Below are 10,847 nucleotides of genomic sequence, written 5' to 3'. Positions count from 1 at the left end.
CATTATTATAACAATATTCGTATTCAAACGAAACTAAACAACCAATCACCGATAAACTATCGGCAATTGGCTGTTTAAAAGGTGTTTTGATCCCTGTCTCAAAAACGGGGGTCAGTCCCGTGTGATAGGCGTTTTTTTTCTGTTACGTTTTGCTTTGTTTGGCCGTCTATGTAATTACACAATAACACGTACGTTATAAAGGAGGTTATGGCATGAACCGCCTACTGCTCGCAGGCTGGATCTTTTTTATTCTGCTTTCTGTCTGTACGGAAAGCTTCAGCGGCATGGTCGTATCGCAAACAGTGGCTTTTCATTTTGAGCCGAACCCTGATCTGTCTCAATTTGCCGTTATGGATTTGACAGAGCTGGCTGTACCAGAAGCGTTTATTCAAAAAATCGGGCATGCGTTCTCCTTCTTCGTGCTGACATATTTGCTGTGGAAACAGCTGGGCAGCATAAGAGCAGCGGCAGCCGCCTCGTTCGCATTTGCTTTTTTCACAGAAGTTCTGCAGCTCTTCTTCAGCAGGAACGGCTGTATTCGGGATGTGCTCATCGATACTGTTGGAATTCTATTGTTTTACGGTTTATTGGTGTTGGCGAAGCGGAGAAAACATGAGATGTATGAAAAATATAAAAGCCGGCTCTTGGAATAAGACGCCGGCTTTTGTATTCTTAGAAATTTTGATCGGTTGGTTTTTTCGTCAGTTTATTGATGATGGCTTCATAGATTCTTACAATCAAATCGACGAATGGGCGAAGCAGATCTGAAAATCTAAAGAAAAGGAACCCGATAATGATCGCGACAACGAGGCTGCCCAATACATCTACCGGATAGTGATGTCCCACCCAAATTCTCGAAAAGCCTGTCAAAAGCCCGAAAATGACAAGGGGCCAGCCGATTTTGCGGTTTCTGAAAAGCATCGCAATAGAAATTGCTAACGCACCTGTTGTATGGTCACTCGGAAATGAAGCATCCGCATCATGCGGTATCAGCGTATGCACGGTGTGCGCAACGAACGGGCGCGGTTCAAAATAAATGTGCGTAATCAAATAATTGATGACAAGACCCGCAATTCCTGTAAGTCCCGCGTAAAGCACATTTTTTCTGCTTTGCGTGTTCCCGAACAGCCAGATTGCCAAGAGGATAAGGGCATACGCGACAATGGCATATTCCGTTATGAAGACCATAATCGAATCGAGAACTGAATTGTGATGAGATAGTCCATTGATTGCTTTAAAGATTTCGTAATTCAAATAATCACCTTTTACATTTTTAATAATAGACTCATTATACTCATAAAAAGTTTCAAATCAAAAAAGAGTTTGCCAGAAAGCGTGGTGCTTGAAGAGAATTCGAATAGGAGGAAGTGTTTATGGGGGCAAAAAAAGAGATCCGGAATTTCGGATCTCTTCAAAATGATTACAGTGCTTCAGGTCCTTCCTCGCCAGTGCGGATGTTGATCGTGTTGCTGATTTCATAGACAAATATTTTACCGTCACCCGGCGATCCCGTTTTCAGAACCCTTTTGGCGGTCTCGGTCACTTGATCAACAGGAACCTTGCTGACCACGATTTCGATTTTTAAACGCTCGTATACATTGCTTTCTATTTTTACCCCTCGATAGAGCTCCGTATGTGCTTTTTGAAGGCCGCAGCCGTGAACATTGGAGAAGGTCAGAGAGGTGACTCCGATTTTTCCGAGTTCCTGCTTCAGCTTTTCGAAATTTGCCGGACGCGTTACAATTTCTACCTTGAACATTTGACCGCTCATAGCGTCACTCCTCACATAGAATCTTGATATGCTTTTTCCCCGTGCATCGTTAAGTCAAGCCCAAGTGATTCTTCTTCTTCGGTGGCGCGAAGGGGAAGGAAGAGGCCTACAATTTTAATAATAACGAAAGTGACAATAAAGACAAAAACATAAGTGGCGGCGATGGCTACGATTTGTTTCCAGATTAAGCTTGCATCACCGTAGAATAATCCATCCGCGCCCGCTGAATTAACAGAGGTTGTCGCGAATAAGCCTGTTGCGATCCCGCCCCATGTGCCGCCTATGCCGTGCAGGCCAAAGGCATCAAGCGCATCGTCATATCCGAATTTCTTTTTAAGTGAGAAAACACCCCAGAAACAAACCGCCCCGCCAATGATGCCGATAATAATAGAAGCAAATGGTGTGACAAATCCGGCAGCCGGCGTAATTGCCACAAGCCCGGCGATCGCGCCAGATACCGCTCCGAGCATCGTCGGTTTTTTGTTAATGATCCATTCAACTAAGATCCAGCCGGCGATCCCGGCAGCCGCCGCAGTGTTTGTGTTGATGAAGGCGTACATGGCCACATCATTTAAGGTCAGGGCGCTGCCGACGTTAAAACCGAACCAGCCGAACCAAATCAAAGCCCCGCCTAAGAATGTGTAAATGAGGTTGTGCGGAGAAGACGCTGTACCGTCTTTCCTTTTGCCAAGCACAATAGCGAGAACAAGACCTGCCACACCGGAGGAAATATGAACAACATTGCCGCCAGCGAAATCAAGCGCGCCAAGCTGGCCGATCCAGCCGCCGCCCCATACCCAGTGCGCAACCGGTGTGTAAACCAAGGAAGCCCATAAAACCGAGAATAAAAGAAAAGCGCCGAATCGCATCCGCTCTGCGAAAGCCCCGGAAATAATCGCTGTTGTCAGAACGGCGAATGTCATTTGGAACATCATAAATAATGAGTGGGGAATCGTTTCACTGTAATCTCCCGGATCAAATCCGACCCCTTTCAGACCAGCCCACTCCAGTCCGCCAATAATTGAATTGCCTGGTGCGAAGGCAAGTGTATATCCGAACAGCACCCAAACGATGGAAACGATGGCAATGGAAGAGAAACTGTGCATCGCAGTGCTCAGCACATTTTTGCTTTTTACCATTCCTCCATAAAATAACGCTAATCCCGGGGTCATCAGCCACACGAGTAAAGCGCAAAAGAACATAAAAACTGTATCGCCCATTTGCATGTCTCATTCCTCCGTATCTTTCAGAATAAAAAGCAATTATTATATTTCTTCATTATAGAGAAAAAAGAATGATAAAACATTTTCATGTAAGATTTCCTAACATGGTTTTTTAGGGAATGTTATCGAGGGATGTACAGAACGAAAACGGCATTTTTTACGATACAAGACTTTATATCTATAAAAGAGGCTGTTTATATGAGCAAAAATGGGAATTGACAGCGAGTAGAATGTTTCATACTGTATTAAGTGTACTAACTCAAATAATACACTGAGGGGGATGCGTGATGAAGAAAGGCAATAGGCTGAGGAGAGCGGTCAGTAAATCGATTCCAGCGACGTTCCGATTGTTTTTAGCCTTTAATTTTTTTGTGTATGGGCTGGCGAAAGTGGTGATTGGCCAGTTTGGCGAGGTGACACCTGAAATTGAGGCGGCTGCCGGGGAGGGATTTGCCGTTGTGTGGACTTTTTTCGGTTATTCCCGTGTCTACGAACTGTTTATAGGTTTTGGTGAGATTCTTGCAGCTGTTTTATTGCTGATTCCGCGAACATCTGCATTAGGGGCCGTTGTTTTTATGCCGATTATTGTGAACATCGTTTTGATTAACTATTGTTTTCATATTGGCGTACAGGATCTCAGCACGATATTAATGGTCATGTGTCTCATCCTGCTCTGGGTGGACCGCCGCAAATTCACGGGCATTTTCAAACATGAGCAGCTAAACGGCAGGCAGGTGATGAAGCGATGACGCCTCTTATGATTGCAGTGCTTGCCGGTCTGTTCATCTGTACCACCTGTTACTATTACATAAAAGAAAAATCATGAGAAAAGCGCTCCTTCTGAGAATTTCACAAGCATCATATAAGAATGTAGGCAGAGTGAAGAGTAAAATATGCAATGTGAGAAACACTAACAGCATCAGGAGGAGACGTATGATGAATACACTCAACATTGATTTTCAAAAAACAGCATTGGTTATCATTGATTTACAGAAGGGAATTGTGCCGATTGATCAAAGCGGACAGGTTGTCCCAAATGCGAAAAAACTCGTAGATGAATTTCGGAAACATAATGGGTTTATCAGCTTTGTGAATGTAGCCTTTCATGACGGAGCGGATGCACTGAAGCCGCAAACGGATGAGCCTGCGCAGGGAGGTTCAGGAGAAATGCCTGCGGACTGGGCCGAATTTGTCCCGGAAATCGGTGTGCAGGATGGAGATTACACTGTGACAAAACGGCAGTGGGGTGCTTTTTTTGGCTCGGATTTAGATTTGCAGCTGAGACGCCGCGGTATTGATACGATTGTGTTATGCGGCATTGCGACGAACATCGGGGTGGAAAGCACAGCACGCGAGGCATTTCAGCTTGGCTATCAGCAGATTTTTATTACAGATGCCATGACCACGTTCAGCGAGGAAGAGCATGAAGCCACACTGCGCTTTATTTTCCCGAGAATCGGTAAATCGCGGACAACGGAAGAATTTCTGGCCCAAGTAAAATGATGATATCGAAAAAAAGCCGTGCTGTTTTTTTAACAGCGGTGGCTTCAGGGACGATGCTGAACCCGCTGAACTCGTCTATGATTTCCCTTGCGCTCCATAGCATCCAGCATGAGTTTCATCTGTCGTTTGCAACGGTGTCCTGGCTGATTTCCTCGTTTTACCTGGCGAGTGCCGTGGCTCAGCCTGTAACGGGCAAGCTTGGCGATTTGATCGGGCGAAAACGCTTGTTTTTATTCGGGCTCATTCTTGTTGCGGTTTCTGCCATCGGGGCACCGTTTGCGCCAACGTTTATGACATTATTGGCCATGCGGCTGTTTCAATCGGTAGGGAGCAGTGCGATTTATCCGTCAGGAGTCGGGCTGATTCGGAGTCATATTCATGAGCGGCAGGCGTCAGCCTTGGCTGTGCTCTCTATTTTTGCATCTGCCATGACGGCACTTGGGCCGACAGTCGGCGGTTTTTTGATCGTGTGGGGCGGCTGGCCGGCGATCTTTATCGTCAATTTGCCGTTTATTATCCTCAGCTTCTTATTGGGCATCTATATGTTCCCGAAAGATCAGAAAAAAGGCGCAGGGATTAAAGCGATTGTCCGGCAGCTCGATATTCCGGGTATTGTATTATTTTCCGGAGGTATCATTTTCCTTTTATCCTTTCTGCTGTCATTCAGCACGACGCCGCATGCGGTTGAAGGTGTGCTTGGCGTGGTTCTGCTCGGAGCATTTGTTTGGCATGAGCTGAAAACGGATAAGCCGTTCATTGATGTCCGCCTGTTCAGGACGCAGCGAAACCTGTCAGCCGTGTATGTTCAGTTTATTTTACTGAATGTTTTCTTCTATTGTTTATTTTTTGGGCTGCCGAGTTATTTTCAGGATGAAATGCATCTTTCTGTTCAAACGAGCGGCCTGTTTATGCTGTTTATGTCAGGAATGAGCATCGTTGTGTCACCTATAACTGGCAAATGGATCGACCAGTCAGGCGTCGTCAAGCCGATCTTTGCGGGTGCGCTTTTAATGACGGCTGGAGCCGTGCTCTTAACCATCTTTTTTATCAATGCTCAGGTCATCGGGAAAGGCTTAATCCTGTCAATCTTGGGTATAGGCTACGGACTTGGAAATGTCGCGCTGCAGGCAGCGATGTTGAAAACGAGTCCTTCCAACATGGTAGGAACGACCTCGGGGCTGTTTCAAACCTGCCGTTATTTAGGGTCGATTTTGTCTTCGGTGATTCTTGGTTTGCTTTTTGGAAAAGAAATTACAGCAGCACATTTTGATATGATGGGAATCATCATGATCATAGCGGGCGGAGCGAGCTTGGTTATGGCTGTGAGATTTGCTGCATTAATGAAAACTGCATCATAAGAAAAGAGACAGATACTGCGTCTGTCTCTTTTCTTGTTTAAGCTGTTCAAATAGAAACGGGAAAATTGTATATCATAGCCAATGTTATTGTCTGATTTTTCAGTTATATTAAGTGACATCTAATGTCATAAAACATAACGAATGATGGCATATAGACAATATAGAAAGGGGAGCCGGCTATGATATTAAAAGAGAGCCAGCATCAGTCCAACAGACTGAGCAATGAAGATCTGCTGCCTTTGGGACAGGAAAAACGAACGTGGAAAGCAATAAACTTTGCCTCCATTTGGATGGGATGTATTCATAATATCCCGACCTATGCGACGGTGGGCGGACTAATTGCGATCGGCCTTTCGCCTTGGCAGGTGCTGGCGATCATTATTACGGCATCGCTTATCTTGTTTGGCGCTTTGGCTTTAAACGGCCATGCAGGGACAAAATACGGGCTGCCGTTTCCAGTGATCATCAGGGCTTCTTACGGAATATACGGCGCGAATATCCCCGCGCTTCTAAGGGCGTTTACAGCAATCATGTGGCTGGGCATCCAGACCTTTGCGGGCAGCACCGCGCTGAACATTTTGCTTTTGAATATGTGGCCGGGCTGGGGAGAAATTGGCGGCGAGTGGAACATTCTCGGCATTCACTTGTCTGGTTTGCTATCTTTTGTATTCTTTTGGGCCATTCATTTACTCGTATTGCATCACGGCATGGAGTCGATTAAACGTTTTGAGGTGTGGGCAGGGCCTTTAGTGTATCTGGTATTTGGCGGCATAGTATGGTGGGCTGTCGATATCGCCGGAGGATTGGGACCTATTTACTCTCAGCCAGGAAAGTTCCATACATTTTCAGAAACGTTCTGGCCGTTTGCTGCCGGAGTTACCGGCATCATTGGCATCTGGGCGACATTGATCTTGAATATCCCTGATTTCACCCGGTTTGCTGAAACACAAAAAGAGCAAATCAAAGGGCAATTTTACGGTTTGCCGGGAACCTTCGCGCTGTTTGCGTTTGCCAGTATTACAGTGACCTCTGGTTCGCAGGTCGCTTTCGGTGAGCCGATTTGGGATGTGGTCGATATTTTGGCCAGGTTTGATAACCCTTACGTCATTGTATTGTCCGTGATTACGCTCTGTATCGCCACGATCTCTGTAAACGTCGCCGCAAATATCGTATCGCCTGCTTATGATATAGCGAATGCTCTGCCGAAATATATTAATTTCAAACGCGGCAGTTTTATCACTGCGTTGCTCGCTTTATTTACGATTCCGTGGAAGCTGATGGAAAGTGCGACAAGTGTATATGCGTTTCTCGGTTTAATCGGCGGCATGCTTGGTCCTGTGGCAGGCGTGATGATGGCTGATTATTTTATCATTCGCAAACGGGAGCTCTCGGTAGATGACCTCTATTCCGAAACAGGGCGGTATGTGTATTGTAAAGGCTACAATTACCGTGCATTCGCAGCCACGGTTTTGGGTGCGCTGATCTCGCTGATTGGCATGTATGTTCCAGCATTGAAAAGCTTATATGATATTTCCTGGTTTGTTGGTGTGCTGATTTCATTTCTTTTCTATATTGTTCTGATGCGTGTTCACCCGCCGGCATCATCGGCGATTGAATCGGTTGAACCTGCACAGGTCCGCCAGGCTGAGTAAGATGTAGTATCACGCTATATTTTCATTTTTTTGAAACGGTTTACCAAAAATGCATTATAATTGTTTTAGACATTTATTCTAAAACGAAATGGGAATCGAATATGAGAAAATGGTATTTTATTCTTCTGGCAGGTGTGTTGACGTCTGTTATCCTCGCTTTTGTTTTTGACAAGACAAGAGCAAATGAGGAAGAGCAAGGGAACTTCATCTATGTTTCGCCAAATGGCAGTGATCAAAATGATGGAACGAAAGAAAAGCCATTTCGTACACTGGGACATGCTTCAGAGGAGGCTGACGCCGGCACAACTGTCATGATTCGGGGAGGCACGTATCATGAAACCTTTGAGGTAAAGCACAGCGGTACGGACGAAAAGCCTATTACATTCAGAAACTATGAAAATGAAAAAGTCGTGGTCAGTGGAGAATCCGTTGCGGATGCAGATTATGAAACACCGCTTATTCATATTCACGATAAACATAACATCACCATCAGCGGTTTAACGATTCAGGATCTAACTGTTTCATCTGAGGAAGCAACCGCTATGGGGATTTATGTGTCAGGCTCCAGCAGCCATATTGCCATTAAGAACAATCATGTCCGCGACATTAAGACAACAGCAGATGAAGGAAATGCACACGGAATCGCAGTCTATGGGACTGGCAGCATGAAAGACATTCATATTGAGGACAATACGGTTGAGAAACTGACGCTTGGCGCGAGTGAAGCGGTTGTGCTAAACGGAAATATTGACGGCTTCATCGTTGCGGGCAATATGGTCCGTAACAATAACAACATTGGGATCGATCTTATTGGATATGAGGGAACCGCGGATAAAAACGATTACGTGCGAAACGGAGCCGTTGAAAACAATACGGTTTATCAAAACTCGACTTATGGAAATCCTGCTTATGGAGATGATTACTCTGCGGGCGGAATTTATGTCGATGGGGGACACAACATCGAGATTAAGAAAAACAAAGTTTACGATAACGATATTGGGATTGAAGCAACGTCTGAACACAAAGGGAAATATGCAAATGCTATTCAGATAACAGACAACAAAGTGTACAACAATGCTTACACTGGTATTTCAATCGGAGGATACGATAAAAAACGGGGCGGCACCAGTCATTCTCTGATTGCACACAATATTATATACCGGAATGACACAAAGGGGCTGTATGGCGGACAGCTGTTGCTGCAGTATGATACAAGAAATAACACAATTGAAAAGAATATATTGACGGCCAGTGATTCAAGGTTATTCATCGGAAACGACTTTACAGAAAACGAAGGTAATACGGTCAATCATAACGTATACCATAAGGAAGCGGATCAAGACGGCATTTGGATGTGGAAAAAGAATGAATACGATTCGTTTGCATCCTATCGAAAAGCGACAAATAATGATCAGCAATCCATTTATGCAGATCCGATGTATCGTGATGAAGAGTCCTATGACTTTACGTTAGATCCGAATTCTCCTGCGCGGCCGGTCATTCAATAACATAAGCGGCGTTCTCTTCCGTTCTGCGGAACAGGACGCCGTTTTTATATAAAAATAGACTGCCGGATAATTCCGGCAGTCAATGAGTTATTCTGCAATAGACACTTTTCCTTCTGCCTCCGCAGGCTTTTTCTGGCTCCATGCGTAGAGAAGCAGAGCAATCAGAACGAACAGCCCCGCTGATAAATAAATGGCTGAGAAGCCGGCAGATGCTACAAACAATCCGAACACATATGACCCTACAGCAATTCCGCTGTCAAAGAAGGTAAAGAACGTTGCCGTTGCAAAACCTGAGCGGTGCGCCGGAGATTTCTGGATCGCCAATGTTTGCATACAAGGCACGATTGATCCGTATCCGAGGCCGATAACCGCGCCTGAAAGCAGCAGCATGAAGCCGCTATGTGTGAAGGACAGCATGCAGAGCCCCACTGAGAAAATCAAGATGGATGGATAAATGACGATGCCAGGTCCGACTTTGTCGAACAATTTCCCTGTGAATGGGCGCGCAACCATCATTGTCACCGCAAAGCAAACAAAGAAATATCCGCTGATATTTGAAAGATCAACTGATTTTGCGAATACAGACAAATACGCAGTGACAGTTGAATAACAGAACGAAATAAATAAACCGACCGTCGCAATCTTCAGTGCGCCTTTTTCAAACATATCCGAGAACGAAAAACGGAATACAGTCGTGCCGCTGTCTTTGTTTTGGGGCACCTTTATGAAGAACGAAACAAGCAAGCCTGCAACCATAAACAGCGCAAAGGCTGTAAAGAATACAGAAAAGTTGACGACCTTCATCAAGTTCAGCCCAAGAAAAGGCCCGATTGCCATGGCTAGGTTCATAGACATGGCAAAGTATCCAAGCCCTTCACCGCGGCGTTTGGCCGGAATGATGTCCGCTGCAATGGCACCTGTAACAGTTGTTAAAATACTGAACCAAATCCCTTGGAAGAACCGCAAGCCGAGCAATAAGTATAAATTATGAATCGGCATATACAGAAAAGAGGAAAGGGCGAACAACGCCATTGAGACAATCGCCATTCTTTTCTTCCCGAAACGCTCAACGATGGCTCCGGAAAAAGGCCGTGTAATGATCGCTGACAGAAGAAACAGGCTGATTAAAAGCCCGCCTTGTGATTCTGTGCCGCCAAGCTCTTGAAGCGTATAAATCGGCAGTACAGTTAAAAATGTATAAAAGAACACAAACACAAATAAATTGACAAGCAGGACCATTATAAAATCTTTGGTCCATATGGCATCCGATTTTTTCAAATGTATGTCACTTCCTTATTTTCATTGTTGTAAAAACATGCTGAATAAATGAGAAAAAGCTTTCTTATCTTCATCCTGGAAATCTGCAAGCAGTTCTTCCTCGAATTTCAGCATTTTCACATTGATTTCTTCGTATTTTTTCTCTGCTTCTTTTGTGAGGACAACAAGTTTTTCCCGTTTGTCTTCACCTTGCCGTCTCTGTACCCAGCCGTTTTCCTCCAGGCGTTTGATCGTCCGTGTGACAGTCGGCGCTTCCACATTTAAATAGGACCAAATCTCTTTTTGAGTCATTGGTCCGATCGTACGCAAACAATATAAAACTGACCATTGAGATGAATAAAGGCCGAATGGCTCGAGCTGTTCATTAGCTTTCTTGGCAATCAGGCGGGCGCTTTGGTTGATTTGATGAATGAGGTGTCTGTTGACGTAGGTCATTTCGGTCTCCTTCTAAAAAACTTACCTAAGTAACTAATTGCTTTTTTTATTTTACAGGAGCGCTGAATGGATGTAAAGATAAAAATTTAGTGATGCGAAATAGTTTCCAAAGCTGAAAA

12 protein-coding genes are annotated in these 10,847 nt (G+C 44.9%); 7 read left to right on the top strand and 5 right to left on the bottom strand.

Annotated elements, in window-relative coordinates; genetic code table 11:
- On the top strand, positions 1-78 hold a 78-nt coding region (locus MOC09_RS20250; RefSeq protein WP_326043451.1), incomplete at its 5' end, for an IS3 family transposase.
- 134 nt (positions 79-212) lie between these two features.
- Positions 213-653, top strand: coding sequence for a VanZ family protein (locus MOC09_RS13115; RefSeq protein WP_268370764.1), 441 nt, complete (start codon positions 213-215; stop codon positions 651-653).
- A gap of 19 nt (positions 654-672) precedes the next feature.
- Here MOC09_RS13115 and bcrC read toward each other — a convergent pair whose 3' ends face one another.
- The 3 genes from bcrC to amtB form a co-directional block, all read right to left on the bottom strand.
- The gene (gene bcrC / locus MOC09_RS13110) at positions 673-1,254 is read right to left on the bottom strand and encodes an undecaprenyl-diphosphate phosphatase BcrC (protein ID WP_268360210.1); all 582 of its coding nucleotides are present in this window, start codon (positions 1,252-1,254) and stop codon (positions 673-675) included.
- Between the two features lie 166 nt (positions 1,255-1,420).
- The gene (locus tag MOC09_RS13105; protein WP_003221829.1) at positions 1,421-1,771 is read right to left on the bottom strand and encodes a P-II family nitrogen regulator; all 351 of its coding nucleotides are present in this window, start codon (positions 1,769-1,771) and stop codon (positions 1,421-1,423) included.
- A gap of 11 nt (positions 1,772-1,782) precedes the next feature.
- Positions 1,783-2,997, bottom strand: coding sequence for an ammonium transporter AmtB (amtB, locus tag MOC09_RS13100; RefSeq protein ID WP_268370762.1), 1,215 nt, complete (start codon positions 2,995-2,997; stop codon positions 1,783-1,785).
- Between the two features lie 281 nt (positions 2,998-3,278).
- On the opposite strand from amtB, the gene MOC09_RS13095 reads away from it, so the two are divergent.
- The 5 genes from MOC09_RS13095 to MOC09_RS13075 all read left to right on the top strand — a co-directional run bounded on the left by MOC09_RS13095 (position 3,279) and on the right by MOC09_RS13075 (position 9,015).
- On the top strand, positions 3,279-3,743 hold the full coding sequence (locus tag MOC09_RS13095) for a hypothetical protein (RefSeq protein ID WP_268360212.1): 465 nt from the start codon (positions 3,279-3,281) through the stop codon (positions 3,741-3,743).
- A gap of 184 nt (positions 3,744-3,927) precedes the next feature.
- Entirely contained in the window at positions 3,928-4,497 is a 570-nt protein-coding gene (locus MOC09_RS13090) for an isochorismatase family protein (protein ID WP_268370759.1), read from the top strand.
- Positions 4,497-5,855, top strand: coding sequence for an MFS transporter (locus MOC09_RS13085; protein WP_268370772.1), 1,359 nt, complete (start codon positions 4,497-4,499; stop codon positions 5,853-5,855). The genes MOC09_RS13090 and MOC09_RS13085 overlap by 1 nt, the downstream gene beginning before the upstream one ends.
- Before the next feature lie 179 nt (positions 5,856-6,034).
- The gene (gene pucI, locus MOC09_RS13080) at positions 6,035-7,507 is read left to right on the top strand and encodes an allantoin permease (RefSeq protein WP_268370758.1); all 1,473 of its coding nucleotides are present in this window, start codon (positions 6,035-6,037) and stop codon (positions 7,505-7,507) included.
- Positions 7,508-7,608: 101 nt separating this feature from the next.
- Complete coding sequence (locus MOC09_RS13075; protein ID WP_268370757.1) at positions 7,609-9,015, top strand: right-handed parallel beta-helix repeat-containing protein; 1,407 nt, start codon at positions 7,609-7,611, stop codon at positions 9,013-9,015.
- Positions 9,016-9,102: 87 nt separating this feature from the next.
- On the opposite strand, the gene MOC09_RS13070 is transcribed toward MOC09_RS13075, so the two are convergent.
- Positions 9,103-10,293: an MFS transporter gene (locus tag MOC09_RS13070; RefSeq protein ID WP_268360216.1), complete on the bottom strand. Its 1,191-nt coding sequence runs from the start codon at positions 10,291-10,293 to the stop codon at positions 9,103-9,105.
- Positions 10,294-10,314: 21 nt separating this feature from the next.
- The gene (locus MOC09_RS13065) at positions 10,315-10,728 is read right to left on the bottom strand and encodes a MarR family transcriptional regulator (RefSeq protein WP_268360217.1); all 414 of its coding nucleotides are present in this window, start codon (positions 10,726-10,728) and stop codon (positions 10,315-10,317) included.
- Positions 10,729-10,847 lie beyond the last annotated feature (119 nt).

The organism is Bacillus sp. N12A5 (genome assembly GCF_026790125.1).
Classification (GTDB): Bacteria; Bacillota; Bacilli; order Bacillales; family Bacillaceae; genus Bacillus.
The sequence above is the reverse complement of the archived record's forward strand: the minus strand, read 5'-3'. Positions and strand labels throughout refer to the sequence as shown.

What these genes read in the sequence shown, in the direction of transcription:
- MOC09_RS13115 (WP_268370764.1), top strand. Translation starts at nt 213, where the DNA reads ATGAACCGCCTACTGCTCGCAGGCTGGATCTTTTTTATTCTGCTTTCT.
- pucI (WP_268370758.1), top strand. Translation starts at nt 6,035, where the DNA reads ATGATATTAAAAGAGAGCCAGCATCAGTCCAACAGACTGAGCAATGAA.
- MOC09_RS13085 (WP_268370772.1), top strand. Translation starts at nt 4,497, where the DNA reads ATGATATCGAAAAAAAGCCGTGCTGTTTTTTTAACAGCGGTGGCTTCA.
- MOC09_RS13090 (WP_268370759.1), top strand. Translation starts at nt 3,928, where the DNA reads ATGATGAATACACTCAACATTGATTTTCAAAAAACAGCATTGGTTATC.
- MOC09_RS13065 (WP_268360217.1), bottom strand. Translation starts at nt 10,728, where the DNA reads ATGACCTACGTCAACAGACACCTCATTCATCAAATCAACCAAAGCGCC.
- MOC09_RS13075 (WP_268370757.1), top strand. Translation starts at nt 7,609, where the DNA reads ATGAGAAAATGGTATTTTATTCTTCTGGCAGGTGTGTTGACGTCTGTT.
- MOC09_RS13105 (WP_003221829.1), bottom strand. Translation starts at nt 1,771, where the DNA reads ATGAGCGGTCAAATGTTCAAGGTAGAAATTGTAACGCGTCCGGCAAAT.
- amtB (WP_268370762.1), bottom strand. Translation starts at nt 2,997, where the DNA reads ATGCAAATGGGCGATACAGTTTTTATGTTCTTTTGCGCTTTACTCGTG.